Here is a 26,377-nt window from a genome sequence, read left to right as displayed (position 1 = left end):
AAGATCAAAGCGCGCGGTTTCCGCGCGCTTTTCACATGTTCAGAGGGCACTCGCGCGCATGCGTCGCTTACTCTTTCTGCTGACCTTCGGCCTCATGGGAGCCGGTATCCTGATCGGCCTCGGCGTCTGGCAGGTGCAAAGGCTTTCCTGGAAGCAGGACCTCTTGGCCCGCATTGACGCGCAAATCGACGCTGCTCCGACGTCGCTCTCTGCTGCTGTGGATCCACAGTTCCAACGCTATGCACCGGTTGAAGTGACGGGTACGTTCGGCCCGGATCACATCCGCATGTTGGCATCGCGCAAGACGACAGGGGCCGTCCACCGCATCATCCGACCCTTCGACGTGGATGGTTTCGGACCCGTCCTGATCGACACCGGCTGGCTGCCGGACGAGTTGGCGGTGCCAAGCTTACCCGACACGCCACTGACAATTGTAGGCAACCTCGACGCCCCGAACGAAGCTGACAGTTTCACGCCGGCCCCCGATCTCGACAAGAATCTCTGGTTTGCCCGCGACGTGCCTGCCATGGCCGATGTGCTCGATACCCAGCCGGTCCTGATCGTTCTGCGCGAGACGCCGGAAATTGACCTTGGCGTGACGCCCTGGCCTGTAGACACCGCTGGCATTCCGAACGATCACCTGCAATACGCAATCACCTGGTTTTCGCTGGCGGCGATCTGGGTATTGATGACTGCCTATTTCGTGCTGCGCACCAACCGCAGCCCGCGCTGAGAAAGACGACACGATGCGCTACATCTCGACCCGTGGCCAAGCCCCCGCGCTGACCTTCGAAGACACGATGCTGACGGGACTGGCCCGGGATGGCGGCCTCTATGTCCCCGAAACGATCCCAACACTGGATGAGGCGACCATCGCCGAGATGGAGGGACATCCCTACGAAGAGATCGCCTATACCGTCATGCGCCCCTTTGTGGGCGACACATTTACGGATGATGAATTCCGCGCCTGCATCGACCGCGCCTATGCGGGTTTTGGCCATGCCGCCCGCGCACCGCTTGTACAACTGGACCAGGGGCATTTTTTGCTTGAGCTGTTTCATGGGCCCACGCTGGCGTTCAAGGACTTCGCCATGCAGCTGATCGGGCAGCTGTTCCAGACCGCGCTTCGCCGCCGCAATCAGCGGGTGACCATCGTCGGGGCAACGAGCGGCGATACCGGGTCTGCCGCGATTGAGGCGTTTCGCGGCCTCGACAATGTGGATGTGTTCATCCTCTACCCCCATGGTCGCGTCAGCGAAGTGCAGCGCCGCCAGATGACCACGCCGACAGAAAGCAACGTGCATGCGCTGGCCGTCGAGGGCGACTTCGACGACTGCCAGGCCCGGCTCAAGGACATGTTCAACGATTTCGAGTTCCGTGACGGTGTGGCCCTTGCCGGCGTGAACTCGATCAACTGGGCGCGTGTGCTGGCGCAGGTCGTTTACTACTTTTCAGCTGCCGTGGCGGTGGGTGCACCACAGCGCAAGGTCAGCTTCACCGTGCCCACCGGCAATTTCGGCGACATCTTTGCGGGCTACATCGCCAAGCGGATGGGCCTGCAAATCGACAAGCTGGTCGTGGCCACCAACCAGAACGACATCCTGCACCGCTGCCTGAGCGGGCAAGGCTATCACAAGGGCGAAACAATCCCGTCGATCAGCCCGTCCATGGACATTCAGGTGAGTTCCAATTTCGAGCGTGCCCTTTTCGACGCCTATGACCGCGATGGCATGGCGGTGGCGCAGCTGATGGAAGAGTTGAAACATGGCGGTTTCGAGGTCAGCCAGGGCGCTATGCAGGTTCTGCAGGACCATTACGCTTCGGGCCGGGTATCCGAAGACGAGACAAGTGCGCAGATCACCACCTCGCTGAAGGCAAGCGGCGAGCTTCTTTGCCCGCACTCCGCCGTTGGCGTTCACGTCGCAGACATCGAACGCGCGGCAGGCATCCCCATGATCACGCTGGCCACAGCCCACCCCGCCAAGTTCCCGGCCGCGGTCGAGGCGGCAACAGGCATCACGCCCCCCCTTCCACCCAGGATGGCAGACCTGTATGAACGCGCGGAACGGCTGACGCGGGTGCCGAACGATCTTGAGGCGCTCAAGGCGCATATCCAGACGCACCGCGCGCAGTGACCAACGGCAGTGAGACTGAATTGACCACGCAAACGCATCGCCTGAAAAACGGCTTTCGCATCGTCACGGAACACATGCCGGGGCTGGCTTCGGCCTCGGTCGGCATCTGGGTCGGGGCAGGGGCGCGACACGAAGCGCCCGAACAGAACGGGATCGCGCATTTCCTTGAACACATGGCGTTCAAGGGGACAGAGCGGCGCAACGCTTTGCAGATCGCCGAAGCGATCGAGGATGTGGGTGGATACATCAACGCCTACACGAGCCGTGAGGTCACCGCCTTTTATGCGCGCGTGCTGGAAAATGACGTGCCGCTGGCGATGGATGTGCTGTCCGATATCCTGCTCAACCCGATCTTTGATCAGAACGAGATCGAGGTGGAGCGGGGCGTGATCCTGCAGGAAATTGGTCAGGCGCTGGATACGCCCGACGATGTGATCTTTGACTGGTTGCAGGAGCAGGCCTATCCCGAGCAACCACTTGGTCGCACGATCCTTGGCCCAACAGAACGCGTATCATCCTTTGGCCAGCCGGACCTGAAGCGCTTCGTCGATCAGAACTATGGCCCGGAACAGATGATCCTGTCCGCGGCGGGCGCGGTTGACCACGATGCCATTGTACGACTGGCCGAGACACTCTTCGGTCATTTGACCCCGCGTCCAACCGGGATCGCGGATTTAGCAACGTTTTCCGGCGGTGAGGACCGGCGCAGCAAGGCGTTGGAACAGGCCCATTTCGCCATGGCCTTTGAATCGCCGGGCTACCGCGACGATGCGATCTATACCGCACAGATCTATGCCAGTGCCCTTGGCGGCGGCATGTCGAGCCGCCTGTTCCAGGAGGTGCGCGAAAACCGCGGCCTGTGCTATACGATCTTTGCCCAGGCCGGGGCCTATGCTGACACCGGCATGACCACAGTCTACGCCGGAACCTCTGCCGATCAGGTTGCCGATTTGGCGGCCATCACCGTGGATGAGATGAAGCGCGCTGCCGACGACATGACAGTGGCCGAAGTGGACCGTGCGCGTGCCCAGATGAAGGCCGGTTTGCTGATGGGGCTCGAAAGCCCGTCGAACCGTGCGGAACGCCTGGCCCGGTTGGTGCAGATCTGGGATCGGGTGCCAGCGCTCACCGAAACGGTCGCATTGATCGACGGCGTCACCGTTGATGACGTGCGCGCCTTTGCGGCACATATGGCGACGCAAGCGCCCATGGCCCTGGCGCTTTATGGTCCGATTGATGCGGCGCCGACACGCAACGCCTTGCAGGAGCGGCGCGCCGCCTAATGCTTCTGAACAAGCGGAAATTGCGGATCGAAACGGAGCGTATGACGCTGCGCCCGCCAACCCATTCCGACTTTCGGAATTGGGCCGCACTTCGCGCCGCCAGCATCGACCACCTCACACCTTGGGAGCCAAGCTGGGCGGGTGATCACCTGACGCGCAAGGCCTTTACCAACCGCGTGTACTGGGCGCAGCGGTCCGTTGCCAGCGGCACCGCGATGCCCCTGTTCCTGTTTCGGCGCGGCGATGAGACACTCCTTGGTGCGATCACCCTCGACAACATTCGCCGCGGCCCGTCGCAGGCCGGGACGCTGGGCTACTGGACAGGTGCGGCGCACGCGCGGCAAGGCTATATGCGCGAGGCTATCCTTGCGGTTGTTCACCACGCCTTCACACGGCTTGATCTGAGCAGGATCGAAGCCGCCTGCCTGCCGGAAAACATGGCCTCGCGTGGTCTGCTTGAAACGTGTGGCTTCAAATACGAAGGCGTGGCGCAAAGCTATCTGCAGATCGACGGGCGCTGGCGCACCCACGTCCTTTATGCTGCCCTTCGCATGGACCGGCGCGGACGGACGGACGCAGGCTAGAAATCTCACGCAGATTTTTGCCAAGATTTTTTGTAAAAATCATGCGCGGCGCTATCCTACGCCTATGCGCCAACTGCTTGTTGCCCTCGCCCTTGTTGCACTGCCGCTCTCTGCCTTTGCGCAAGACACCCGCACACCCAGCCATTGCATCGCTCTGGCGGATCAGATCGACGGGGCACAGTTCGTGCACCGCGCCAGCTACGATGTGGAGGTGGCGCCGGAGACCGTGCGCATCCACTATATCGCCCATGCCTCTTTTCTGATCCGCACCGCGGGCGGCTTGAACATGGTGACCGACTTTACCGGCTTCACCGGTTCGGCGCCGATGATCCCCGACGTGGTGACGATGAACCACGCGCACGAAACCCACTGGACGGCCTTTCCCGATCCCGCCATCCCCCATGTCCTGCGCGGCTGGGGCGAAGAGCATGGCGCAGGCATCAACCACCGCCTTGATCTGGGCGAAGTGCTGGTACGCAACGTCTCGACCGACATCCGCTCGCAGTGGTCGGGTGTCGAGGCAAACGGCAACTCCATTTTCGTGTTCGAGGTCGCCGGCCTATGCATTGGGCACCTGGGCCACCTGCATCACGAACCCAACGCCGAACAATACGCGGCCATCGGGCGGCTCGATGTGGTGATGGCCGCCGTCGATGGCGGTATGACGGTCGATCTGCCGACAATGATGCGGATCGTGTCACGTCTGCGATCCTCCATCGTGATCCCGATGCACTGGTTTGGCGATTTCACCCTCGACGCATTCCTCACCGGCATGGCCGAAGAGTTTCAGGTGGTCGAAACCGGCGGCCCCTCGCTCGATGTCTCGCTCGATCGCCTGCCAAGCCGCCCCACCATCATGGTGCTGCGCCCCGAATGGCTGCGCGAGGCATCGGAATAACCGCGTTGTCGGTGCCGGCACTATCTGGCACGAACCGGGGCAGGGCGCACAAGGGGTCACCATGCTGAATTCACTGACAAGCGACAGGGCCGCAGCGTTGCGATCCGGTTTGCCGGACGACCGCTTTGCCGCGGCGGACGCCGCACATTTGCAGGAACCGCGTGGACGATATGCAGGGCAGGCGGGCCTTCTGGCCCTGCCGCGCAGCACGGATGAGGTGGCGACGCTGATCCGGCTGGCATCTCAGATGCGCGTGCCGGTCATCCCCTATGGCGGTGGCACGGGCCTCGTTGGCGGCCAGGTGGCGGAGGCTGGACCGGTCCCGCTGATCCTGTCGCTGGAGAAGATGAGGACCGTCCGCGCCGTGTACCCCGAAGAGAACGTGCTGATCGCCGATGCGGGCGTCATCCTCGCCGATGTGCAGGCCGCCGCCGAACAGGCGGGTCGTCTGTTTCCGCTGTCGCTGGCCGCCGAAGGATCGGCACGGATCGGTGGGAACCTCAGCACGAACGCAGGCGGCACCGGCGTCTTGCGCTATGGCAATGCCCGCGATCTGTGCCTTGGGATTGAGGCCGTCCTGCCCAGTGGCGAGGTCTTTCACGGCCTCAGCCGCTTGCGCAAGGACAACACAGGCTACGACCTGCGTCATCTGCTCATCGGGGCGGAGGGGACGCTGGGCATTATCACCGCCGCCGCGCTGAAGCTTTTTCCGCGCCCGTCGGCCTCCGGCACGGCGTTGATGCAGGTGACATCGCCTGCCGCCGCCCTGTCGCTGCTGGCCCTTGCACGGGATCACGTCGGGGACGGTATCTCCGCCTTCGAACTGATCGGGGCGCAGGGGTTCGCCTTTCTGGCAGAAACCATGCCGCAAATCCGCAATCCATGGGCGGCGACACCCGACTGGTGCGTGCTGATCGAACTCGGTTTGACCGGGCCACAGAACCCCGCCAGCGCGCTCGAAGGGCTTTTCGCCGCCGCAAGGGAAGCAGGGCTGGTGCAGGACGGCATGATCGCGCAAAACGCCCAGCAATCGGCGGACTTTTGGTCCATCCGTGAAAACATCCCCGAAGCCAACCGCCGCATCGGGTCCGTCAGCTCGCATGACATCTCGGTGCCCTTGGGCGCGCTTGCCGATTTCATTGCCGAGGGAGGCGTGCGTATCGCGCGCCTCGGGAAGTTTCGGATCAATTGCTTCGGTCATGTGGGTGACGGCAACCTGCACTACAACGTCTTTCCCGCGCCCGGTAAATCCCGCGCGGATCACGAGGTGGAGCGCCCGCAAATCAAGCGCCTCGTGCACGATCTGGTGCACGAGATGGGCGGCTCTGTCAGCGCCGAACATGGCGTGGGCCGGTTGAAGGTCGCGGACATGGAGCGCTACGCCGATCCGACCAAGCTGGATGCGATGCGCGCGATCAAGGCAGCGCTCGACCCGCATGGCATCATGAACCCCGGCGCGGTCTTGCGCGCGGCAGACACCTGAGGCAGGCCGGGCCATGCTGTCCACCCTGCGCACCATGGCGCTGCTGCCGGTCCTTGTGCCACAGGCCCTTTGGGTGGCATGGCGCGCCGTGCGCCTGACCGAAGCGGCAGGCCCGCGCACCGGTTTGGCGGGGCAGGGGGATGCAGTACGGGTCCTGATTGTGGGCGATTCGTCCGCGGCGGGTGTCGGCGTTGCCAAACAGGACGCAGCGCTGGCCGGCCGACTGGCGCACCATCTGGCTCCGACCGCATCGGTTTCCTGGGCGCTGGTCGCGAAATCCGGTTGGACCACGCGCCAGGTCTTGCAAGCACTTGAACTTCTGCCACCAGCCCGCGCGGACATCGCCGTGGTTGCGGTCGGTGTCAATGACGTCAAGAACGGGGTTCACATCTCGAACTGGCGCAAGAATTATGCCGCGATCCTACAGGTACTTGCGTCTCGGCACGGCGCAGGCATCATCGTCGCGTCGGGCGTCCCACCTCTGGGCCTGTTTCCCTTGCTGCCCAAACCGTTGCGCGGTGTTCTTGGCGCGCGTGCAGCCCGGTTTGACGCGCGCCTGGCCGCACTCTGCGCTGAACGTGAGGGCGCGGTGCACCTGCCGTTTGACCAACCGCTCACGCCATCGGACATGGCACGGGACGGCTTTCACCCGGGCGCGCCGATCTACGACGCTTGGGCCGCACAGGTCGTGGATGTGGTGCAGCCGTACCTGCCAGCCATTACCCGGCGTAGCGCAACCAGATAGAGCGTCGAACGAGCGCCAGTATACTCTGTTGCGAACCCGCCGACGCAGCAGCACCGGGCAATTGTTCAATTTGTAATGCGCCATTCGTGTGCGATGTGCCGTTCAGGACGCCATGAACCCACCATCGACGCACAGCACATGCCCAACTACATAGGCCGCCGCGTCCGAGGTCAGCCAGTGCACCGCTTCTGCCACCTCCTCTGGCGTGCCCATGCGCCGCAGCGGCAATGTCGCGGCCACAGCGTCCAGATCAATGCCCGGCTCCATAATCATATCCGTGACGACGCGACCGGGCGCCACAACATTGATCCGCACGCCGTGCTGCGCCTCTTCCATGGCGGCACTCCTTGCCATCGAAATCACGGCTGCCTTCGACGCCGAGTACAGCGCGAAGCCAGGGTTCGGATTGCGCATGCCGCTGACAGATGCGTTGACTACGATAGCGCCTGCGCCTTGTGCCCGCATGGCCGCGATCTGATGATGCAGGCACGCGAGTATGCCACGCACATTCGTGTCGAACACGCGCGCGTAGGTGTCAAAGGTCTGGTCACACAGATCCGCGCGCGTCTCCCTGTAGCCGGCATTGTTGAAGGCGATATCAAGCCGACCATGCTCCGCCAGGATGCGGCCGTGCAGGTCAGCCACGGCATCCAGATCGGTGACATCGTTCACGATGGCCTGCGCACTAAGCCCGTTCGCCTCGATCTCGGCCACTGCGGTGTCCAGCGCAGCAGCACGCCGCCCTGTTATGATGACATGCGCACCTGTGGCGGCCAAACGCAGGGCCGTGGCCTTGCCGATGCCGGTCCCGCCGCCTGTGACGAGTGCGATTTTGCGAGGTGTGTCAACGTCGGGCATGGTCGGGGTCCAGCGTAAGGGGTCAGCTTAGCCCACCCCGAAGCAGGAAGTAGCGTGGGCAGGACTAAGCGTATCAACCTTAATGCCGCTATGCCTCTTAAGACAGCCTAGTCCCCGTCAAACGCGCACAGCGCGTGCACATCCATCCCCATCGCCTCGAGCCGCGCGCGACCGCCCAGATCCGGCAGGTCGATGACAAAGGCGCAGGACACGATCTCTCCGCCTAGCCGCTCGACCAGCTTGATCCCGGCCTCTGCCGTGCCGCCGGTGGCGAGCAGATCATCGACCAGCAGGATCTTCTCGCCCGCCTTGATCGCGTCGTCATGCACTTCGACAATTGCCTCACCATATTCGAGGGTATAGGCCTCGCTGATCGTGGCACCGGGCAGCTTGCCCTTCTTGCGGATCGGCACGAAGCCAACGCTCAGCTGGTGCGCAATGGCCCCGCCCAGGATGAAGCCGCGCGCCTCGAGCCCCACGACCTTGTCGATCTCAAGCCCGGCATAGGGGTGCAGCATCTGATCGACGGCAATGCGGAACCCGCGCGGGTCCGCAAACAGGGTCGTCACATCGCGGAACATGATCCCCTCATGGGGGAAATCGACGATGGTGCGGATGTAATCGGATACGGTCTTCATGTGGCTCTCCGAAGTGTGGCTGTGAGAACGCCCATGCCGACCAGCGTGGCCCCGCCCGCGCGGGTCAGCCACATCTGGACGGCGGGGCGCGTGATGCGGCTGCGCATGGCGTTGGCGGCGAGGGCAAAGATCAGGGCGTTGACGCCTGCGATGCCCACGAACGTGGCGATCAGGATCGCGGCCTGTGGGGCGAAATTTGCTTGTGCGTCAATGAATTGCGGGACAAACGCGATGAAAAAAGTGTTGGATTTGGGGTTCAGTGCAGTGACAGTCGCAAGGTCGCGAAACACCTTGCCCGGCTTTTCGCCCTGGGGCCGGTCCATCAGACTGGTTTGTGACGGTGTCCGGGCGCTCAGGATCATGCGGATGCCCAGATAAACAAGGTACACGGCCCCCACCCATTTGAGGATTGTGAAGGCCAGCGCCGAGGCCAGAAACAGCGCGCCCAGCCCGATCACGGACAGGGTCATCGCGATCAGATCGCCGGTTGCCACCCCAAGGGCAGAGGCCACGGCGACGCGGCGGCCCTGGGTCATGGCATAGCTCAGCACCATCATCAGGGTGGGGCCGGGGATGACCAGCAGGGCGGTCGATGCGATGACGAAGGTCAGCCAGAGGTCGAGGGACATGCGGGGCTCCGATCAGGGGATTACAGGACGCGACCGGCCACGGAGTCGAGCTTTGCAACGACGTCTGGATCGCGGGCGTCGGGCGCGGTCAGAATGGCATATTCCAGCGCGCGGTCGCAGCCATGCTGGCAGGGCGCGCGGTCGGCGCCCAGCAGGGCGGGCAGCCGTTTCACAAGCGCGCGGCCCTTTTCAGCATTGCCCATAAGTGTCTGAATGATTTGCGTTACATCCACTTCGCCATGGTCGGGGTGCCAGCTGTCATAATCGGTGATCATGGCGACGGAGGCATAGCACAGCTCGGCCTCGCGGGCGAGTTTGGCTTCGGGCATGTTGGTCATGCCGATCACGTCCGCGCCCCAGCTTTCGCGGTACATCTGCGACTCAGCGAGGGTGGAGAATTGCGGGCCCTCCATGGCCAGATAGGTGCCGCCGCGATGCACGCTGATCCCGGCATCCCTGGCGGCGGTTTCGCACGCGTCGCTGAGGCGCGGGCAGGTGGGATGCGCGACCGATACATGGGCCACACACCCTGTGCCAAAGAACGACTTCTCGCGCGCGAACGTCCGGTCAATGAACTGATCTACAACGACAAAATCGCCCGGCGCCATCTCTTCGCGGAAACTGCCGCAGGCCGAGACGGAGATCACGTCGGTCACCCCAAGCCGCTTCAACGCGTCGATATTCGCGCGGTAGGGAACAGTCGTTGGCGAATGCACATGGCCGCGCCCATGACGGGGCAGAAAGGCCATGTCGACACCGTCGAGGCTGCCGGTCAGGATCTGATCCGACGGTGCGCCCCAGGGGGTGTCGACCTGCACCCACTCAGCCCCCTCCAACCCGTCGATGTCGTAGATGCCGGAGCCGCCGATCACGGCGATTTTGGTACGGGTCATGGGGGTCTCTCTTGCCGGTACAGAAGAAATTTTGTCAGCCAAAACAGGCCAGCACCACCCGTACACCAGCCGTGCACCATGCGTACACCCCTTGTGCACCGCCACCGCGCGCAGAGGTGGGGGAACGCGCAACGTATGCCAGTTTGCGCATCAAACGGATGGGATGGATTCGCGGTGCGAATGTTGCCATCGGCACGATGCACAGTAGAAGGAGGTGGCGCATCAGATCGGATTGGGGTCTGCGCAAATGCGCAAAGCCTGACACCACTTAAACGGAGGGAGAGATGCGAGACCCGGATGAAAACGGATGGCAGTCCTCCGCACCGGCATGGATCGACCGGATGGCGGAGCGGGGGGATTTCTCGCGCGCGCATGTTCTCGACGCGCCTATGCTGGCGCGGGTTCGCGCGATAAGCCCTCGAAAGGCGCTTGATGTCGGCTGTGGCGAGGGACGGTTTTGCCGCATGCTGGCTGACATGGGCGTGGCTGCCGTCGGCGTCGATCCGGTTGCGAGGATGATCGAGGCCGCGTGCGCATGGCATCCCGAGGGCGAATTTCACGCCGGGTTTGCAGAGGCGCTGCCATTTGCGGACAATGCCTTTGACCTCGTCGTGTCTTATCTGAGCCTCATCGACATTGACGGTCTAAGCGACGCGGTGGCCGAGATGGCGCGCGTGACCTCTCCGGGCGGTCGCATACTTGTTGCAAATCTGACCTCGTTCTCGACATCAAGCGCAGTAATAGGGCCGCGCTACTGTCGCGACACGGGCGAAAAACTGAAACCGTTGGGACGGTATCTGTCGGAAGAAAAGATGTGGTTTGCATGGGATGGCCTGCGTATTCAGAACTGGCACAGACCGCTGTCGACTTACATGCAGGCTTTCTTGTCTCAGGGACTGCTCCTGCGCCACTTCGATGAGCCGGAGCCCACCGGTGGCCCCCCGGAAAAGGTCAGCTCATACGCGCGTATGCCTTATCTGATGATGATGGAGTGGGAAAAACCGCCCGTTTGATGGGCATCTTCCATACGGGCCAGGCACATGCACGTGACGTCCTGTGCGTCTTGGACCGCATATTGTCTGATGCATCTCAAGGCTGCCATGGGCGACGAGGCATACAGCGCCTTGCGAAAGCCCCTCGATTTCAAACGGTTCCGAGGCATCCTTTCGGCATACCCAGAAATACCGTGCCATTGCCCGTAAACCTGCTATGTGCAGCGCACATAACAGCCCGGCGCTTGTTGCAATGGTTTTTGACCACTCCATGGTTTAGATGCCACCGATCGCGTCCTCACGAGCAGACGGAATCCGCATGGCCTTTCTCGACAACCTCAACACCAAGACCCGCTTTGGCGACTTTTCCATCGCACCCGGCGACACCAAGCTGACACCGGGGCAGATCAAGACGGACCTGTTGTCGGGCCTGACGGTCGCCCTTGCGCTGGTGCCCGAGGCGGTGGCCTTTGCCTTCGTCGCGGGGGTGCATCCGCTGGTCGGGCTTTATGCGGCGTTCATGGTGGGCCTGATCACGGCCGTCTTTGGCGGACGGCCGGGCATGATTTCGGGTGCGACCGGGGCGCTGGCCGTGGTGATGGTGGCGCTGGTGGCGCAGCACGGGGTGGAATACCTCTTTGCGACTGTCGTCCTGATGGGCCTCTTGCAGATCTTTGCGGGTGTCATGCAGTGGGGCAAGTTCATCCGCCTTGTGCCGCACCCGGTGATGCTGGGCTTTGTCAACGGCCTCGCCATCGTGATTTTCCTCGCGCAGCTGACGCAGTTCAAGGTGCCCGGCTCGGCCGAGGCGTCGGGCCATGGCATGGCGGGGGGCGAATGGCTTTCGGGCATGCCGCTTTACCTGATGCTGGGCCTTGTGGGGGTGACGATGCTGATCATCTGGCTGGCACCGCGTGTGACGCGCGCCATCCCCGCGCCGCTCGCAGGTATCGGGATCGTGGCCGCCATCGTCATCTTCTTTGGGCTGGACGTGCCGCGCGTGGGCGATCTGGCCAGCATCGAGGGCGGGCTGCCGCCCTTCCACATTCCGGCCGTTCCGCTGACATGGGAAACGCTGCAGATCATCCTGCCCTATGCCGTCATCCTCGCGGCCATTGGCCTGATCGAAAGCCTGCTGACGCTGAACCTTGTCGGTGATCTGACGAACCAGCGGGGCGGGGCGAGCCAGGAGTGTATCGCCCAAGGCGTCGCCAATACGGCCACCGGCTTTTTCGGCGGCATGGGCGGCTGTGCGATGATCGGTCAGTCGATGATCAACGTAAAATCGGGCGGGCGCACGCGCATCGCGGGCGTGGCGGCGGCGCTGTTCCTTCTGGCCTTTATCCTCGTGGGGTCGTCCATCATCGAGTTGATCCCGCTGGCCGCTCTGGTCGGTGTGATGTTCATGGTGGTGATCGGGACGTTCGCGTGGAACAGCCTGAAAATTCTGCGCAAGGTGCCGCTGACGGATGCTTTTGTCATCGTGTTGGTGACGGTCGTGACGGTGATGGAAGACCTCGCCGTTGCAGTCGTGGTCGGCGTGATCGTGTCGGCGCTGGCCTATGCCTGGAACAACGCGCGCCGCATCCATGCCAAGACCTATGAAACGCCCGAGGGCGCGCGCGTCTACCAGGTGCAGGGGCCGCTGTTCTTTGGCTCGGCCACCGGGTTCATCGAGATGTTCAAGGTCGACACCGACCCGCGCGAGGTCATCATCGACTTTGCCGACAGCCGGGTTGTGGACCAATCGGCCCTGCAAGCGATCGAGGCCGTGGCGGGCAAGTATCAAGAGGCGGGCAAGCGGGTTCAACTGCGCCACCTGACCCATGATTGCCACAAGCTTTTGACCAAGGCGGGGCACCTGATCGTGGACAGCGATGATGACCCCGATTACGAGATCGCCACGGATTACGGTGTGCGCACGGGCATCCTCGGCGGGCACTGACGGCCCCCGGTTCCATCAATAAAAAGGCCGGGCGCGGGGCCCGGCCTTTTGCGTTGTGGTTGAAGCACTTCTCAGAGAAACAGGAAGTTGCTGCTGGTCAAATCGACTTCATCAGTATTCTCGATCAGGATGCTGTTGGTGCCAAATGTGACCAGCAGGTCATCGCCCAGATCCTGGAATGTGGCACTGCCGGGATTGTTTTCGCCGTAGATGCGAATGCGGTCCTGGCTGGCCTCAAAGTCAGTGATCACATCATCCTGCGCAGCAGCGGTTTTGACAAAGACAAACCGATCCGCAGAGCTGCCGCCGGTCATCGTGTCGTCGCCGGCACCCCCGATCAGCACGTCCTTGGCGCTGCCGCCGTTCAGGCTGTCATCACCCTTGCTGCCGCGCAATTCGTCGCGCTGGTTGCCCCCGAACAGGGTATCGTTGCCATTGCCGCCGATCAGGGTGTCCTGCTGATTGCCGCCGTTCAGGCTGTCGCTGCCGCTGCCGCCGTTCAGCAGGTCATTGTCGGCACCGCCCAGCAAGGTGTCGTTGCCTGCGTCCCCGTTCAACACGTCGTCACCCGCGCGGCCCCAGATCAGGTCGCCCTTCAGTCCGCCGCTGACCGTGTCATTGCCCGCGCCCGCATCAAAGATGTCAAAGCCGCCGTCGAGTTCAACATAGTTGTCGCCGCTGAACGTGAGCGGCACGCCGTCCGACGACACGGCGGTATTGCGGAATTCAGTGACGGCATCATTGCCCAGAATGGTCCAGTCCATTGGCATCAGGAAGTTTTCCAGCGCCGCAGGATCGGCACCGGAGGCGTCCTGTTGATAGAGCGCCGCAAAGCTGGCGACGTCAAAGGCGATGCCTGTCATTTCAACCGTCACACCGGGGGAGACTTCGAAAATGAGCGCGTTCAGCGTGCCACCGACCAACTGCCGCTCTTCAGTGGACCCGACATACGCAAAGCCGGACCCTTGCAGCGTGATGCTGGCACCGCTGCCGGTTTCAAAAACGGCTTCGGTCGCGCTTTCGCTTGTCAGCGTGACGTCGTTGAACAGCGCGTCAAAGATCGTATCGAAAATCAAGATGTTCGGTGAAACACCGTTCGAGAAACGAATTGTCGGGCCTGGCATTGGTTAAACTCCCCTGTCTTTACTGGCGGGAGTATTCGAGACAGCCACAAAAAAAATCAAGCACCAAGGAGCAGTTCGTACAATTCGGTTACGAATTGCACGTCATGCGCGTGCGTAAATGGTCTTGGGTCAAAGGGCGCGTATGTTGCGCGCCCTTTTTTGGTCAAAGCGGCGCGCGGCCGCCTGCATCATTCGGTGATCACGCCAACGCCAGCGCCCACAACGGCACCTTCGACGCAGCGGCCATTGGCCAGCACTTCGCCCGCGGCGCAGCCGATTGCGCCCCCGATCACGGCGCGCTGGGCGGTGCTGTCGCCACATGCCGAGAGGCCCAGAAATGCCGCGACTGCGGTCAGTGCAAATACTTTGTTCATGGCCAATCTCCTGCGCCGTTTGTGTGGCAGAAGACTAGCATGTGGCGTTCGTCGGCTTGAATGGCCCGTCTTTTCGACGCGCAGATTGCGCGCCTATTCGCCGACGGTTGCGGATTGCCGCGACATTGATGCGTGTACGGAGCCGATCTGGCGAAAACCGTTCCATGTTTCACTTGCGTGTGGGGACATGAACGGGCCTTGCACCCAAGCACGTGGGTGCGTCAGCACTGTTTCAATGCGGTAACATCACCCGCCAGCAGCGCAGGCACAGCCGCCGCCACCCGGTCAGCGGGCCAGTCCCACCAGGCCAGCGCGTTCAGCGTATGGATCTCGGCCTCCGAAAACCGCATACGCACCACGTCGCCTGGGTTGCCCGCAACCATGGCATAGTCCGGCACGTGGCCCCGCACGACCGCCCCGGCCCCTACGATCACGCCGTTGCCGATGCGTGCGCCCGGGCAGACAATCGCCCCGTAGCCCAGCCACACGTCATGCCCGATCACCGTGTCGCGGCTGTCGGGTTGATAGCTGGTCATCTGCGCCGGATCGAAGATGGGAAAGGGAAACGTGCTCAGCCCGTCCATGGCGTGGTTGGCACCGGAGGTAATGAACCGGACCCCATGCGCGATCTGGCAATAGCGCCCGATCCGCAGCTTTTCGGGCCCGTAGCCGAAGAGATACGGTGCCAGATGCGCCGCCCAATCCGCCACCGGAGAGAAGTCGGAGGCGTAGGTGTAGTCCCCCACCTCCCATCCCGGATTGTCGATCACCTGGTTCAGAAAGACCGTGCCCTGATGGTCGGACCCGTCGGGCAGGGTCACGGGATAGGCGCGGCGCGGGTCTGGAAAGGTCATTCGCCCGGGCGCTTGAGGCTGAATTTCTCGCGGATGACCGAATAGTCGCGATAGCCCATGCGCGTCAGCGGGTTGAAGGCCAGCACGTCAAAGATGCCGTCGACCACGCAATCGTCGCGCAGGTGGATGCCCACGACCTCCCCGAACACAACGTAGTTGGTGTCGCCCTCGATCTTGTGGATCTGGGTCATGCGGCATTCCAGCGACGCGGGCGCTGCGGCCACCCGTGGGCAGTTGATCTCGGAACACTCGGCCTTGTCCACCGATGCGAGCGAAAACTCGTCCGTATCCGCGCTCCAATCGCCCGAGGTCTGGTTCATTACGTCCTTCATCGCGTGTTCCACGATGTTGATGCAAAAGACGCCCGTGTCGCGGATGTTGGCGACCGTGTCCTTGGTCCCGTCGCGGTCGGGCTTGGCGCTGGTGGACGCGAACATGACCTGCGGCGGGACATATGCCGTCGCGTTGAAGAAGGAATAGGGCGCCAGGTTGTCCGATCCGTCGCTGCCGCGTGTGGCGACCCAGGCGATGGGGCGGGGGGTCACGATGGCGTTGAACGGGTTGTGCGGCAGGCCGTGGCCGTCGGCGGGGCGGTAGAACATTGCGGCTCCGAATGGTCGTGCGTTTGCGCAAGGGATAGCCCCATGCTAGGGCGGGGGCCAGCCCTCACGAACGTAACACCTCGCCCCACCCATGTACCATCTGCGCACAGAGACGCCCGAGGATCGGTGGGAGGTCGAGGCCCTTTATGACCTGTGCTTTGCACCAGGGCGCGAGGCACTGTCTTCGTATCGTTTGCGCGATGATGTGCCGCCGGTTGCTGGCCTCAGCCATGTGGCACGCGACCCGGACGGCATTCTGGCGGGCGCGATCCGCTATTGGCCGGTGCGCGTGGGCGCGCAATCGGCGTTGTTGCTGGGCCCTGTGGCCGTGCACCCGACCCGGCAGGGCGAGGGGCTGGGCGGTGAATTGATCGGGACATCGCTGGCCCAGGCGCAGACATCCGGCTGGGACCGCGTCATGCTGGTGGGCGATGCGCCCTATTACAGCCGCTTCGGGTTCGAGAAGCTGACCGGCGTCGTCATGCCGCCCCCCACAAATCCCGACCGCGTGCTTGGCCGCGCCCTTGCGCCCGGCGCGTGGACAGGCGTCGCGGGTGATGTCACGCGTTTCAGTTGATATGCGCGCGCGTCTTGCCCATCTTGGGGGCATGAACCAGATCATCGTCGTTCCCGACCCGCTGAACCCCGAGGATGAACTCGAACGGCTCGCGCGCCGCTACAAGGCCGCGGGCGGCATGGGCATCCAGGTGCTCAACACGCTGGGCACGCAGGCCGACGGGCTGCTGAACCGCTTGCCCGTCGCGGTGCAGGACCAGTTGACCGAAGCCACGCGCGCCGCCCTGACCCAGGCGCTGGGTGCGGCCAGCCGCTCGCGCGGCGTGGTGCCGGATCAGGCCGAGTGGCTGAATGCGACCGTCAGTGCGGCCATGGGGGCTGCGGGCGGTTTTGGCGGTCTGCCCACGGCGCTGGCCGAGCTGCCGGTGACCACGACGCTCCTTCTGCGCGTGATCGAAGGGGTGGCCGAGGAATATGGCTTTGATGCGAGCACCGCATCGGTCCGTTTCGACTGTATCCAGGTCTTCGCCGCTGCCGGTCCGCTGGAACATGATGACGGGTCCGACATCGCCTTCCTGTCCGCCCGCATGGCGCTGAGCGGGGCGGCGATGCAGGCCATGATCACCCGCATCGCGCCGCGTCTGGCCGTGGTGCTGGGCCAGAAGCTGGCGGCCCAGACGGTGCCGGTGCTGGGGGCCGCCGCCGGGGCCGCCATCAACTTCAGCTACACCAAGTACTACACCGACATGGCGCATGTGCATTTCGGCCTGCGCCGCCTGTCGGTCGAGGCGGACCAGCCGCACGAGGCGATGGTCGAACGGCTGCGCACCCAGGTGCTGGCGCTCAAGGCGCAGCAGAAATAGCCGATTGCGCCACCGACGTGGCCTTGATCACGGCAAAGAGAGACTGACCCTCGACCAGCCCCATCCGCTGGACCGCACGGCCCGTCACCCGCGCCAGCAACGCATCGCCCCCCGCATCCAGCGCAATGGCCGCCCCCGGCCCGTCGCCCGCGCGAATGGCGCGGATCGTGACGGGCAGGATGTTCTGCGCGCTCAGGCCCTGCGGTTCGGTCAGGGACAAGAGCACATCCTGCGCCAGCACGCGCAACCGCACCTCGGCCCCCACCGGGGCCTGCACACCCAACAGCTGCACGGGCCCGGCGGCCAATTGCAATGTACTCAACCCGTCCTCACCGTGGTCCACGACCCGCGCGCGCAACACCGCGCCCGCCTCGCGCACGCCCAGCAGAGGCACGGCGGCAGGGTCGGCCATCACGTCAAAAAGCGGCCCGGCGCGCGCCACCCGGCCCCCGGACAGCAGCACCATGTGATCGGCCAGGCGCGCAACCTCGTCCACCGCATGGCTCACATACAGGATCGGCACGCCCGTCTCGGCCTTCAGCCGGTCGAGATAGGGCAGGATCTCGGCCTTGCGCGGACCATCAAGGGCGGCCAAAGGTTCGTCCATCAGCAGCAGGCGCGGGTTCGATAGCAGCGCCCGCCCCAGCGCCACGCGCTGCTTCTCTCCGCCCGACAACGTCGCCGGGCGGCGGTCGAGCAACGCGCCAATCCCCAACATCTCGATGATCCGGGGGCGGTCGCGCGCGCGCGCGCCATAGCGGCTGGCATAATCCAGATTGTCGGCGACGGTCATATGCGGAAACAGCCGCGCGTCCTGAAACACATAGCCGACGCGGCGGCGGTGGACGGGCAGGGTATCGAAACGATCCCCATCCAAGGTGATCTGCGCATGATCGGGCCGCAACAACCCCGCCACCGCATTCACGATGGTGGTCTTGCCTGCCCCCGACCGACCGAACAGGGCGGTCACACCGGGCCCGGCCTCAAACGCGACATCCAGGTCGAAACCACCGAACCGGTGGCGCAGGGCAACAGACAGTGTCATGCGCCCGCGATCCTTGCGGCAACCCGGCGGGCCAACCATTCCGACAGGGCAACGGCCCCCAGCGCGATGATGCACGCCCAGATGACCAGGCGAATGGCGGCGTCCTCGCCTCCCGGCACCTGCAACAGCGCATAGATGGCCGAGGGCAGGGTTTGCGTCTCACCGGGGATGTTGGCGACAAATGTGATGGTCGCGCCGAACTCTCCGATGGCCTTGGCAAAGCCCATGACGGCGCCTGCCAGCACACCGGGCAGGATGAGGGGCAGGGTGATCGAGCCGAAGACGGCCCAGCCGGGCGCGCCGAGGGTGCGGGCGGCGTCCTCGATCCTGGGGTCCACAGCCTCGATGGCCAGACGAATGGCGCGGACCATCAGGGGAAAGCCCATGACGCCCGCCGCCAGCGCCGCACCGGTCCAGCGAAAGGCGAGGACAAGGCCGAACGTTTCCTCCAGAAAGCGACCGGCGGGGCCGTTGCGGCCAAAGGACAACAGCAACAGATAGCCGGTGACGACGGGCGGCAACACAAGGGGCAGGTGGACGAGCGCGTTCAGCACACCCTTGCCCCAGAAGTCGCGGCGCGCCAGCAGCCAGGCGATCCAGATCGCCAGCGGCAGGGCCAGCAGGGTCGCCGTCACGCCCACCAGCAGCGACAGGCGCAGGGCGGTCCATCCGGCAGCGTCCAGCATCATGGCGCGCGGAACCCCGCGGCGACAAAGCGGTCGATCTGTGCAGCGACATGGTCGAGAAAGGCGGCCCCCTCGGGTGTCAAAGCCAAGCCGGGATACAGGATGGCGGGATGCGCATCCGTCGGCACATCAAACAGGACGGTCACCTCAGAACTCGCGACGGCGTCAGAGGCATAGACGATGCCCAGCGGCACCTCGCCCCGCGCCACGAGGGCGAGGGCCGCGCGCACGTTCTCGGTCTCGGCCAGATGGGGTTGCAGCGTGTCCCACGCGCCGATCTCACCCAGCCATGCGCGGGCGTATATGCCCGCGGGCACCGACATATGCTGGCCCATGGCCAGGCGCCCGCCGTCCAGTCGCGCCAGCAATGCGTCGGCGCTGACATCGGGCAAGGGCAGCGCGCCTGCGGGGCCAACAACGACCAATCCATTCGACAACAGGGGCCGCGGGGGTGCCGTCCCAATGCCGCGATCCAACAGCCAATCAGACCAGTCTGCATTGGCCAGAATCACCGCGTCAGCGGGTGCGCCCTGGCTGATCTGGCGCGCCATTGCGCCGCTGCCGCCATAGCTGATCACGACCGGGCCGTCCCAAGTTGCTGCCACGGCGTCCAGCGGCCCTTGCAAAGACGCGGCGGCAAAGACGCGCAAAGGCTCCGCCTGCGCGCCGGGCGCGGCCATCGCTGCGGCGCAGGCCAGCACCAAGCCCTTGATCCAGTTCGGGGTTTTCATCGCCCCGAACTATTGGGCAAGCCGCCGGTTGCCTCAAGGCCAAAACGCCGTTGGGGGATGAACGTCTCGGGCGGCGCGCTGTAAATAGAATGCCCATGGGCGCCGCAGAAACTGGTGTTTTGCGGCAAAGACAGCTATAGTGGAGCTAATTACGGAGGGCAGGGCAGTGACGGCCCCGATGATCAAACAACTCCCGCTTTCATTCGGGCGGGCGAAGAAGGCGGACGTGCGCACCCAGTTCGCGGCGCTGTGTTACCGCGTCAAGAACAGCAAGGTTCAGATCCTTCTGGTCACCTCGCGCGGAACGCGGCGGTGGATCATCCCCAAGGGCTGGCCCATGGACGGCCTGACGCCCGGCGACAGCGCAGCGCAGGAAGCCTGGGAAGAGGCGGGCGTGATGGGCCGCGCCGATCAGCGCCCCTTGGGCATGTTTTCTTACAACAAGGACATGGGCGCGGATGCCGGTCTGCCCGTTGTGGCGATGGTCTATGCGCTCAAGGTGAAGTCGCTCGCGGCTGAGTTTCCCGAGGCTGCCGAGCGCACGCGCAAATGGGTGAGCCGCAAAAAGGCGTCTCAAATGGTCGATTCCCCGGAACTGGCCCGTATCCTGCGCGATTTTGACCCACGGTTTCTTGCGTGATCCAAAGGCTTTAGGGCTTTGACGTGGGCGTCGTGGCGTCTATGTTCGCGCGACAATGATCAAGTATGCACTCAAATGTGCCGATGGGCACGGGTTCGAAAGCTGGTTCGCCAGCGCCGATGCCTTTGACAGCCTGACGGCTGCGGGCCATGTGTCTTGTGCCATTTGTGGGAACGCCGACGTCTCCAAGGCCATCATGGCGCCGCGCGTCAGCAGTGCCAAGGACGCAGTGGCGTCCGAACAACCCTTGTCCAAACCAGCCTCCGATGTCGAGGCCGCGATGGCGAAGATGCGCGAGACGGTCGAAAAGAACGCCACCTATGTGGGCGGCAACTTCGCCTCCGAAGCGCTGGCGCAGCATCTGGGCGAACAGCCCGATCGTCCGATCTGGGGCGAGGCGAACCGCGAAGAGGCCAAGCGCCTGATCGACGACGGCGTGCCCGTGGCCCCGCTGCCCTTTGTTCCAACACGCAAGGCGAACTGACCGACATGCATATTCTGATCACGGGTGCCACACGCGGCATCGGCGCAGGGCTGGCCGCAGCCTACCGCGACATGGGCCACGACGTGACCGGCACGGGCCGGTCATCGGGCGCCGAAGTGACGCTGGACGTCACCCAGCCGCAGGACCACCGCGCCATGGCCGCACAACTGGCGGGCCGCACCATCGACTTGCTGGTCTGCAACGCGGGCGTCTATCTGGACAAGGGCAGCGATCTGGAGACCGGCTACGCCGCCGATCTCTGGGCGCAAAGCTTTGCCGCCAACGTCATTGGCGTGTTCCTGACCATACAGACGCTTTTGCCCAACCTGCGCGCCGCGCCTGCGCCGCGCATCGCCATCATCTCGTCCCAGATGGCGTCGCATACCCGCGCGCCGGGCGGCAGCTATATCTACCGCGCGTCCAAGGCTGCGGCGCTGAACCTGGGCCGGAACCTGGCCGCCGATCTGGCCGGTGAGGTGGCGGTGGGCATCTATCACCCCGGCTGGGTGCAAACCGATATGGGCGGTGGGTCGGCCGACATCACGGTGGATGAGGCCGTGGCCGGGCTGGTCGACCGCTTTGCGGCGCTGAGCCACGAGACGACGGGCTGTTTCGAGACCTGGGACGGGCGTGCGCACGCCTACTAGACAGCGTGCGATCCAAAGGACGCGCTGACGCGCGGCGCGATTTGTTTTTGTGAATGGGGGCGCTGCCCCCAAACCCCCGAAGTATTTTCAGCCAGAAGAAGATGGGGGTCGGGGTGTCCTTGCAAGTCGGTGATTGCAGGGATAAAGCCGGGCGGACGAAAAATTGGGGCCCGTCATGCCTGTTCTCGTGATGAAATTCGGCGGCACATCTGTCGCCACGCTGGACCGCATCCGCCGCGCCGCCAAGCGCGTCGGCGTTGAAGTGGCCAAGGGCTATGACGTCATCGTTATCGTATCCGCCATGTCGGGCAAGACCAACGAATTGGTGGGCTGGGTGAACGAGACATCGCCGCTGTTCGATGCGCGCGAATATGATGCGGTCGTGTCATCGGGGGAGAATGTGACCGCCGGGCTCATGGCCCTCACCCTGCAGGAAATGGACGTGCCCGCGCGGTCCTGGCAGGGTTGGCAGGTGCCGCTCAAGACCTCCTCCGTCCATTCCAGCGCCCGGATCGAAGAGATCCCCACCGACAACATCAACGCCAAGTTCGGCGAAGGCATGCGCGTGGCCGTGGTCGCAGGTTTCCAGGGGATCAGCCCCGAGGGGCGGATCACCACGCTGGGCCGGGGCGGGTCCGACACCACCGCCGTCGCCTTTGCCGCCGCGTTTCAAGCGGAACGCTGCGACATCTATACGGACGTGGACGGCGTCTATACCACCGACCCGCGGGTCAGCTCCAAGGCGCGCAAGCTCGACAAGATCGCGTTCGAGGAGATGCTGGAACTCGCCTCTCTCGGCGCCAAGGTGCTGCAGACCCGCTCGGTCGAGCTGGCGATGCGCTACAAGGTGCGCTTGCGGGTGCTGTCGAGTTTCGAGGAACAATCCGACGAGGCCGGGACACTGGTCTGCGATGAGGAGGATATCATGGAAAGCAATGTCGTGGCCGGTGTGGCCTTTTCCCGCGATGAGGCAAAGATGACGCTGGTGTCGGTCGCGGACCGCCCCGGCATCGCCGCCACCATCTTCACCGCACTCTCCGAGGCGGGCGTGAACGTGGACATGATCGTGCAAAACATTTCCGAGGAAGGGCGCACGGACATGACGTTCTCCTGCCCCACCGACCAGGTGGCGCGCGCGGAAAAGGCGATGGATGCGGCCAAGGGCGAGGGGATCATAAACTTCCACGAACTCATCGCCGACACGGACGTGGCCAAGATCAGCGTCGTCGGCATCGGCATGCGCAGCCACACCGGTGTGGCGGCCAAGATGTTCCAGTGCCTCAGCGCCGAAGGGATCAACATCAAGGTCATCACCACATCCGAGATCAAAATCTCGGTCCTGATCGACCGGAAATACATGGAATTGGCGGTTCAGGCGCTGCACGACGCGTTCGAGTTGGACAAAGCCGCCTAAGCCCCCATGTAGGGCGCAATGCTGACGTCAACGGACGATCAAATGGTGCGCGCGCTCTACGCCTTTTGCCTCGTGATCTTTGCCGCTCCGGCCACGGCCAATGAGGTGCCGGAGCGGGTCGGCAACGCCCTCCTGCACGTGATCGCACACGAGATCGGGCACGCCGTCCTGCGCGAGTTTGACCTGCCCATCCTCGGGCCCGAAGAGGACATCGCCGAGGATTTCGCGACCACATTCGTCTACCTGACACTGCCCGACCGGGCCGAGGCGATCGTTGAAGCGCGCGCGGCCCAGCACCGGGCGGATGGTGCCACGCCGGGGCCGTTTTCGGAATACCGGCCCGACACGCAACTGGCCGGGCGGATGATCTGCCTGCTCTACGGGTTCGATCCTGATCGCTATGCGGATCTGGCCGACCGCAATGACATGGACGCGGACGCGCGGGACACCTGCGCCGATATGGCGCCGGAACTTCTGCGCAGTTGGCGGCGCACGCTTGAACCGCTCTGGATCGACCCGGATGCGCGCGTGACCGAGGTGGGGCTGCGCGCGGACCCGGATCTTGAGGCGGTCGCGGTGGCCAACCATGCCCTGGTCGAGACCGCCTTGAACATGCTGGCCCGTATCGACTGGCATTCCCGTGTCACCCTGCACCTCGAGCAATGTGACGGAACCGCAGGCTGGCAGCGCAACGGGCGCACCATTTTCCTGTGCAGCGCCTATGTCGACAGGATGATTGCACAATTGGCGGACTGATCCGCAGGATGCTGCGGAATACAGCGCATATGCTACTTTTGCGGGAATATTGGCGGCAGGCAGGTCGCTTTGTCGTTTCGCTTTGCGCGTCCCTGTGATCTAAGCTGATGTCGCAGGATCGACGGGGGACAGCGCGGCCATGGCCGAACGCTTTGAAACGGAAAGCCGCAAGCTCTTGGGACGCTTGCGCGACGCCATGGCGGGGGATGACCCGGGCCAGGCGCGGCTGGACAAGATCACCCATCTGATCGCCACCAGCATCGGGTGCGAGGTCTGTTCGATCTATCTGTTCCGGGACGAGGACACGCTGGAACTGTGCGCGACCGAAGGGTTGAACGCGGACGCCGTGCACCAGACCCGGATGCGGCTGGGCGAGGGGCTCGTGGGCCGCGTCGCACAACGCCGCCAGGTCATCAACACCGCCGATGCCCCGAATGCGCGCGGCTTCCGCTTTATGCCGGAAACGGGGGAAGAGGTGTTTTCCAGCTTTCTCGGCGTGCCGGTCCAGCGGCTGGGCGAGGCGCTGGGCGTGCTGGTCGTGCAATCGAAAGAGGCGCGCGAGTTTTCCGCGGACGAGGTCTATGCCCTCGAAGTGGTTGCCATGGTGCTGGCCGAGATGGCCGAGCTTGGCGCCTTTGTGGGTGAGGGTGCCGCCATGGGTGCGCGCCACTCGCAGCCCGTCATGCTGCGCGGCACCGTGGCGCAGGAAGGCGTGGCCGAGGGCCATATCTGGCTGCACGAACCGCGCGTCGTGGTCACAAACCCCATCGCCGATGATCCGACCCGTGAAGTGGAGCGTCTGACCGAAGCGGTCGAGGAGTTGCGCGTGGGCGTCGACAAGATGCTGGCGCTCGCCTCAGCCGACAAGGAACAGGCGCAAGTCCTTGAAGCCTATCGCATGTTTGCCAATTCCAAAGGCTGGATGCGGCGGATGGAGGAAGACATCGCGAACGGTCTCAGCGCCGAAGCGGCGGTGGAGAAAGAGCAATCGCTCGCCCGTGCGCGCATGGGGCAGGCGACGGACAATTACCTGCGCGAACGGCTGTCCGACCTTGATGACCTGTCGAACCGCCTGCTGCGCATCCTGACGGGGCAGGGCGCGGATACGGGCGCAGAAATGCCCGCCGATCCGATCCTCGTGGCGCGCAATATCGGCCCGGCGGAATTGCTGGATTACGGTCGGTCGTTGAAGGGCATCATCCTTGAAGCGGGCTCCGTCGGCAGTCACGCTGCCATCGTCGCCCGCGCGCTGGCCATCCCGCTGATCGTCCACGCCGAGCGGGCCACGCTTGAGGCGCTGAACGGCGACCATGTCATGGTCGATGGCGAACAGGGCATCGTGCACCTGCGCCCCGACGACACGGTCGTGACCGCCTTCCGCGACAAGATGGCGATGCAGGCGGCCGCCGTGGAGCGCTATGCCTCCATCCGTGACAAACCGGCGGAAACGGTTTGCGGGTCGGTCGTGGGGCTGCACATGAACGCCGGTCTGATGGCCGATCTGCCGTCACTTCAAGGATCGGGGGCCGAGGGCGTGGGCCTCTTCCGCACCGAATTGCAGTTCCTCGTGCGCAATCAGATGCCGCGCCGGTCCGAGTTGTCCGCGCTCTATGCCCGCGTGCTGGATGCGGCAGGCGGCAAGCCGGTGATCTTCCGCACCCTCGACATAGGGTCGGACAAGGTGCTGCCCTACATGAAACCCAATGACGAGCCGAACCCCGCGCTCGGCTGGCGCGCGATCCGCGTGGGGCTCGACAAGCCGGGCGTCATGCGGATGCAATTGCAGGCGCTGATCCGGGCGGCGGACGGGCGCCCCCTTACGGTCATGTTCCCCTTCGTCGCACAATACGAGGAATACACGCTGGCCCGGGCCGAGGTCGACAAGGCGCTCGAACGCGAGGCGCGGCTGGGCCACGTGCTGCCCCAAAAGGTCGAAGTGGGCGCCATGCTGGAAACGCCCAGCCTCGCCTTCGCCCCCACCAAGTTCTTCGAAGAGGTGGGGTTCCTGTCCATCGGCGGCAACGACCTCAAGCAGTTCTTCTTTGCAGCAGACCGCGAGAATGAGCGGGTGCGGCGGCGCTACGACACGCTTAACGTCTCGTTCCTGTCGTTCATCGAACGCATCGTGGAACGCTGCGCCCAGACCGACACGCCGCTGTCCTTCTGTGGCGAGGATGCGGGCCGCCCGGTCGAGGCGCTGTGCTTCGCCGCCATCGGCCTGCGCCGCCTGTCCATGCGGCCAGCATCAATCGGGCCGGTCAAGTCACTGTTAAGACGGTCAAATCTGGACGAGGTCCGCAAGGTGATCGCGGACGCGCGGCACAGGGGCGACATGAACGTCCGGCCCGCGATTATGGACTATCTGCGCGATCAGAAGCAGGCCTGAGAACTTACATTAAAATTCAATGTATTGGCGGGTGATCCGAATGTTTCGGCTCAGCCAGCCTCCGGTCTGTCCATACCCTGATTTGAGGCGTTGACGAGTAGGATTCAAGATGGGCCAGCATTAATAGCTATCAAAAATACGATACTTTTCGGTTAATAATCAAAATGAAAAC

Annotated in this window: 28 protein-coding genes; 17 read left to right on the top strand and 11 right to left on the bottom strand. The window is 63.9% G+C overall.

Annotated features, from left to right (window positions below):
• The first annotated feature begins 58 nt into the window (after positions 1-58).
• From BWR18_RS10550 to BWR18_RS10520, 7 genes are all read left to right on the top strand, one after another.
• A complete protein-coding gene (locus BWR18_RS10550) occupies positions 59-733 on the top strand; it encodes an SURF1 family protein (protein WP_076628081.1) in 675 nt (224 codons plus the stop codon).
• Between the two features lie 13 nt (positions 734-746).
• Positions 747-2,135 (top strand): threonine synthase, encoded by a 1,389-nt coding sequence (thrC, locus tag BWR18_RS10545; protein WP_076628079.1) that lies wholly within the window; start codon positions 747-749, stop codon positions 2,133-2,135.
• Positions 2,136-2,155: 20 nt separating this feature from the next.
• Positions 2,156-3,418, top strand: a complete 1,263-nt coding sequence (locus tag BWR18_RS10540) for a M16 family metallopeptidase (RefSeq protein WP_076630248.1) — start codon at positions 2,156-2,158, stop codon at positions 3,416-3,418.
• On the top strand, positions 3,418-4,002 hold the full coding sequence (locus BWR18_RS10535) for a GNAT family N-acetyltransferase (protein WP_076628077.1): 585 nt from the start codon (positions 3,418-3,420) through the stop codon (positions 4,000-4,002). Before BWR18_RS10540 ends, BWR18_RS10535 begins: the two co-directional genes overlap by 1 nt.
• Positions 4,003-4,066: 64 nt before the next feature.
• The gene (locus BWR18_RS10530) at positions 4,067-4,900 is read left to right on the top strand and encodes an MBL fold metallo-hydrolase (RefSeq protein ID WP_076628075.1); all 834 of its coding nucleotides are present in this window, start codon (positions 4,067-4,069) and stop codon (positions 4,898-4,900) included.
• A gap of 61 nt (positions 4,901-4,961) precedes the next feature.
• Complete coding sequence (locus BWR18_RS10525; protein ID WP_076628073.1) at positions 4,962-6,383, top strand: FAD-binding oxidoreductase; 1,422 nt, start codon at positions 4,962-4,964, stop codon at positions 6,381-6,383.
• 13 nt (positions 6,384-6,396) lie between these two features.
• Positions 6,397-7,128 carry an SGNH/GDSL hydrolase family protein gene (locus BWR18_RS10520; RefSeq protein ID WP_076628072.1) on the top strand — a complete coding sequence of 244 codons (732 nt, stop codon included), beginning with the start codon at positions 6,397-6,399 and terminating at the stop codon, positions 7,126-7,128.
• A gap of 102 nt (positions 7,129-7,230) precedes the next feature.
• Here BWR18_RS10520 and BWR18_RS10515 read toward each other — a convergent pair whose 3' ends face one another.
• The 4 genes from BWR18_RS10515 to BWR18_RS10500 form a co-directional block, all read right to left on the bottom strand.
• Positions 7,231-7,986: an SDR family NAD(P)-dependent oxidoreductase gene (locus BWR18_RS10515; RefSeq protein ID WP_076628070.1), complete on the bottom strand. Its 756-nt coding sequence runs from the start codon at positions 7,984-7,986 to the stop codon at positions 7,231-7,233.
• 107 nt (positions 7,987-8,093) lie between these two features.
• Positions 8,094-8,624, bottom strand: coding sequence for an adenine phosphoribosyltransferase (locus tag BWR18_RS10510; RefSeq protein ID WP_076628068.1), 531 nt, complete (start codon positions 8,622-8,624; stop codon positions 8,094-8,096).
• A complete protein-coding gene (locus BWR18_RS10505) occupies positions 8,621-9,253 on the bottom strand; it encodes a LysE family translocator (RefSeq protein WP_076628066.1) in 633 nt (210 codons plus the stop codon). The genes BWR18_RS10510 and BWR18_RS10505 overlap by 4 nt, the downstream gene beginning before the upstream one ends.
• A 20-nt stretch (positions 9,254-9,273) precedes the next feature.
• Positions 9,274-10,146 (bottom strand): S-methyl-5'-thioadenosine phosphorylase, encoded by an 873-nt coding sequence (locus tag BWR18_RS10500; protein WP_076628064.1) that lies wholly within the window; start codon positions 10,144-10,146, stop codon positions 9,274-9,276.
• Positions 10,147-10,430: 284 nt separating this feature from the next.
• Between BWR18_RS10500 and BWR18_RS10495 the strand changes: the two genes are divergently transcribed.
• On the top strand, positions 10,431-11,159 hold the full coding sequence (locus BWR18_RS10495; RefSeq protein ID WP_076628062.1) for a class I SAM-dependent methyltransferase: 729 nt from the start codon (positions 10,431-10,433) through the stop codon (positions 11,157-11,159).
• Positions 11,160-11,457: 298 nt separating this feature from the next.
• Positions 11,458-13,083 carry a SulP family inorganic anion transporter gene (locus BWR18_RS10490; protein ID WP_076628061.1) on the top strand — a complete coding sequence of 542 codons (1,626 nt, stop codon included), beginning with the start codon at positions 11,458-11,460 and terminating at the stop codon, positions 13,081-13,083.
• Between the two features lie 71 nt (positions 13,084-13,154).
• Here BWR18_RS10490 and BWR18_RS10485 read toward each other — a convergent pair whose 3' ends face one another.
• The 4 genes from BWR18_RS10485 to BWR18_RS10470 form a co-directional block, all read right to left on the bottom strand.
• Positions 13,155-14,207, bottom strand: a complete 1,053-nt coding sequence (locus BWR18_RS10485; protein WP_076628059.1) for a calcium-binding protein — start codon at positions 14,205-14,207, stop codon at positions 13,155-13,157.
• 188 nt (positions 14,208-14,395) lie between these two features.
• Positions 14,396-14,581 (bottom strand): hypothetical protein, encoded by a 186-nt coding sequence (locus tag BWR18_RS10480; RefSeq protein ID WP_076628057.1) that lies wholly within the window; start codon positions 14,579-14,581, stop codon positions 14,396-14,398.
• Between the two features lie 221 nt (positions 14,582-14,802).
• Positions 14,803-15,435 (bottom strand): CatB-related O-acetyltransferase, encoded by a 633-nt coding sequence (locus BWR18_RS10475; protein ID WP_076628055.1) that lies wholly within the window; start codon positions 15,433-15,435, stop codon positions 14,803-14,805.
• Positions 15,432-16,037: a flavin reductase family protein gene (locus BWR18_RS10470; protein ID WP_076628054.1), complete on the bottom strand. Its 606-nt coding sequence runs from the start codon at positions 16,035-16,037 to the stop codon at positions 15,432-15,434. Before BWR18_RS10470 ends, BWR18_RS10475 begins: the two co-directional genes overlap by 4 nt.
• A gap of 91 nt (positions 16,038-16,128) precedes the next feature.
• Between BWR18_RS10470 and BWR18_RS10465 the strand changes: the two genes are divergently transcribed.
• Complete coding sequence (locus tag BWR18_RS10465; RefSeq protein ID WP_076628052.1) at positions 16,129-16,614, top strand: GNAT family N-acetyltransferase; 486 nt, start codon at positions 16,129-16,131, stop codon at positions 16,612-16,614.
• A gap of 31 nt (positions 16,615-16,645) precedes the next feature.
• A complete protein-coding gene (locus BWR18_RS10460; RefSeq protein WP_076630247.1) occupies positions 16,646-17,416 on the top strand; it encodes an EcsC family protein in 771 nt (256 codons plus the stop codon).
• Here BWR18_RS10460 and modC read toward each other — a convergent pair.
• Genes modC through modA form a run of 3 tightly spaced genes read right to left on the bottom strand, consistent with a single transcriptional unit; the run spans position 17,397 to position 19,878 of the window.
• Positions 17,397-18,461 carry a molybdenum ABC transporter ATP-binding protein gene (modC, locus tag BWR18_RS10455; protein WP_076630246.1) on the bottom strand — a complete coding sequence of 355 codons (1,065 nt, stop codon included), beginning with the start codon at positions 18,459-18,461 and terminating at the stop codon, positions 17,397-17,399. The two genes, BWR18_RS10460 and modC, sit on opposite strands and share 20 nt — an antisense overlap.
• Complete coding sequence (gene modB / locus BWR18_RS10450; RefSeq protein WP_083957685.1) at positions 18,458-19,150, bottom strand: molybdate ABC transporter permease subunit; 693 nt, start codon at positions 19,148-19,150, stop codon at positions 18,458-18,460. The genes modC and modB overlap by 4 nt, the downstream gene beginning before the upstream one ends.
• Complete coding sequence (gene modA, locus BWR18_RS10445; protein ID WP_254684840.1) at positions 19,147-19,878, bottom strand: molybdate ABC transporter substrate-binding protein; 732 nt, start codon at positions 19,876-19,878, stop codon at positions 19,147-19,149. Before modA ends, modB begins: the two co-directional genes overlap by 4 nt.
• Before the next feature lie 178 nt (positions 19,879-20,056).
• Here modA and BWR18_RS10440 point away from each other — a divergent pair, with 178 nt between their 5' ends.
• The 6 genes from BWR18_RS10440 to ptsP all read left to right on the top strand — a co-directional run bounded on the left by BWR18_RS10440 (position 20,057) and on the right by ptsP (position 26,205).
• Entirely contained in the window at positions 20,057-20,518 is a 462-nt protein-coding gene (locus tag BWR18_RS10440) for an NUDIX hydrolase (protein ID WP_076628051.1), read from the top strand.
• Between the two features lie 55 nt (positions 20,519-20,573).
• Positions 20,574-21,002, top strand: coding sequence for a DUF1178 family protein (locus tag BWR18_RS10435; protein WP_076628049.1), 429 nt, complete (start codon positions 20,574-20,576; stop codon positions 21,000-21,002).
• Between the two features lie 5 nt (positions 21,003-21,007).
• Positions 21,008-21,649: an SDR family NAD(P)-dependent oxidoreductase gene (locus tag BWR18_RS10430; RefSeq protein ID WP_076628047.1), complete on the top strand. Its 642-nt coding sequence runs from the start codon at positions 21,008-21,010 to the stop codon at positions 21,647-21,649.
• Positions 21,650-21,824: 175 nt separating this feature from the next.
• Positions 21,825-23,063 carry an aspartate kinase gene (locus tag BWR18_RS10425; RefSeq protein WP_076628045.1) on the top strand — a complete coding sequence of 413 codons (1,239 nt, stop codon included), beginning with the start codon at positions 21,825-21,827 and terminating at the stop codon, positions 23,061-23,063.
• Between the two features lie 18 nt (positions 23,064-23,081).
• Positions 23,082-23,819 (top strand): DUF4344 domain-containing metallopeptidase, encoded by a 738-nt coding sequence (locus BWR18_RS10420; protein ID WP_076628043.1) that lies wholly within the window; start codon positions 23,082-23,084, stop codon positions 23,817-23,819.
• Between the two features lie 139 nt (positions 23,820-23,958).
• Entirely contained in the window at positions 23,959-26,205 is a 2,247-nt protein-coding gene (ptsP, locus tag BWR18_RS10415; protein ID WP_076628041.1) for a phosphoenolpyruvate--protein phosphotransferase, read from the top strand.
• The last annotated feature ends 172 nt before the right edge of the window (positions 26,206-26,377 follow it).

It is taken from the genome of Tateyamaria omphalii (assembly GCF_001969365.1).
Classification (GTDB): Bacteria; Pseudomonadota; Alphaproteobacteria; order Rhodobacterales; family Rhodobacteraceae; genus Tateyamaria; species Tateyamaria omphalii_A.
Note: the sequence above shows the minus strand (reverse complement) of the source record. Positions and strands in the feature narration are given on the sequence as shown.

Coding starts and splice junctions, on each gene's coding strand:
- modC (WP_076630246.1), bottom strand. CDS start 18,461: ATGACACTGTCTGTTGCCCTGCGCCACCGGTTCGGTGGTTTCGACCTG.
- BWR18_RS10425 (WP_076628045.1), top strand. CDS start 21,825: ATGCCTGTTCTCGTGATGAAATTCGGCGGCACATCTGTCGCCACGCTG.
- BWR18_RS10520 (WP_076628072.1), top strand. CDS start 6,397: ATGCTGTCCACCCTGCGCACCATGGCGCTGCTGCCGGTCCTTGTGCCA.
- BWR18_RS10515 (WP_076628070.1), bottom strand. CDS start 7,986: ATGCCCGACGTTGACACACCTCGCAAAATCGCACTCGTCACAGGCGGC.
- BWR18_RS10495 (WP_076628062.1), top strand. CDS start 10,431: ATGCGAGACCCGGATGAAAACGGATGGCAGTCCTCCGCACCGGCATGG.
- BWR18_RS10485 (WP_076628059.1), bottom strand. CDS start 14,207: ATGCCAGGCCCGACAATTCGTTTCTCGAACGGTGTTTCACCGAACATC.
- BWR18_RS10475 (WP_076628055.1), bottom strand. CDS start 15,435: ATGACCTTTCCAGACCCGCGCCGCGCCTATCCCGTGACCCTGCCCGAC.
- BWR18_RS10505 (WP_076628066.1), bottom strand. CDS start 9,253: ATGTCCCTCGACCTCTGGCTGACCTTCGTCATCGCATCGACCGCCCTG.
- thrC (WP_076628079.1), top strand. CDS start 747: ATGCGCTACATCTCGACCCGTGGCCAAGCCCCCGCGCTGACCTTCGAA.
- BWR18_RS10470 (WP_076628054.1), bottom strand. CDS start 16,037: ATGTTCTACCGCCCCGCCGACGGCCACGGCCTGCCGCACAACCCGTTC.
- BWR18_RS10500 (WP_076628064.1), bottom strand. CDS start 10,146: ATGACCCGTACCAAAATCGCCGTGATCGGCGGCTCCGGCATCTACGAC.
- BWR18_RS10465 (WP_076628052.1), top strand. CDS start 16,129: ATGTACCATCTGCGCACAGAGACGCCCGAGGATCGGTGGGAGGTCGAG.
- BWR18_RS10430 (WP_076628047.1), top strand. CDS start 21,008: ATGCATATTCTGATCACGGGTGCCACACGCGGCATCGGCGCAGGGCTG.
- BWR18_RS10420 (WP_076628043.1), top strand. CDS start 23,082: ATGCTGACGTCAACGGACGATCAAATGGTGCGCGCGCTCTACGCCTTT.
- BWR18_RS10480 (WP_076628057.1), bottom strand. CDS start 14,581: ATGAACAAAGTATTTGCACTGACCGCAGTCGCGGCATTTCTGGGCCTC.
- BWR18_RS10460 (WP_076630247.1), top strand. CDS start 16,646: ATGAACCAGATCATCGTCGTTCCCGACCCGCTGAACCCCGAGGATGAA.
- BWR18_RS10530 (WP_076628075.1), top strand. CDS start 4,067: ATGCGCCAACTGCTTGTTGCCCTCGCCCTTGTTGCACTGCCGCTCTCT.
- ptsP (WP_076628041.1), top strand. CDS start 23,959: ATGGCCGAACGCTTTGAAACGGAAAGCCGCAAGCTCTTGGGACGCTTG.
- BWR18_RS10535 (WP_076628077.1), top strand. CDS start 3,418: ATGCTTCTGAACAAGCGGAAATTGCGGATCGAAACGGAGCGTATGACG.
- BWR18_RS10490 (WP_076628061.1), top strand. CDS start 11,458: ATGGCCTTTCTCGACAACCTCAACACCAAGACCCGCTTTGGCGACTTT.
- BWR18_RS10550 (WP_076628081.1), top strand. CDS start 59: ATGCGTCGCTTACTCTTTCTGCTGACCTTCGGCCTCATGGGAGCCGGT.
- modA (WP_254684840.1), bottom strand. CDS start 19,878: ATGAAAACCCCGAACTGGATCAAGGGCTTGGTGCTGGCCTGCGCCGCA.
- BWR18_RS10440 (WP_076628051.1), top strand. CDS start 20,057: ATGATCAAACAACTCCCGCTTTCATTCGGGCGGGCGAAGAAGGCGGAC.
- modB (WP_083957685.1), bottom strand. CDS start 19,150: ATGATGCTGGACGCTGCCGGATGGACCGCCCTGCGCCTGTCGCTGCTG.
- BWR18_RS10525 (WP_076628073.1), top strand. CDS start 4,962: ATGCTGAATTCACTGACAAGCGACAGGGCCGCAGCGTTGCGATCCGGT.
- BWR18_RS10510 (WP_076628068.1), bottom strand. CDS start 8,624: ATGAAGACCGTATCCGATTACATCCGCACCATCGTCGATTTCCCCCAT.
- BWR18_RS10435 (WP_076628049.1), top strand. CDS start 20,574: ATGATCAAGTATGCACTCAAATGTGCCGATGGGCACGGGTTCGAAAGC.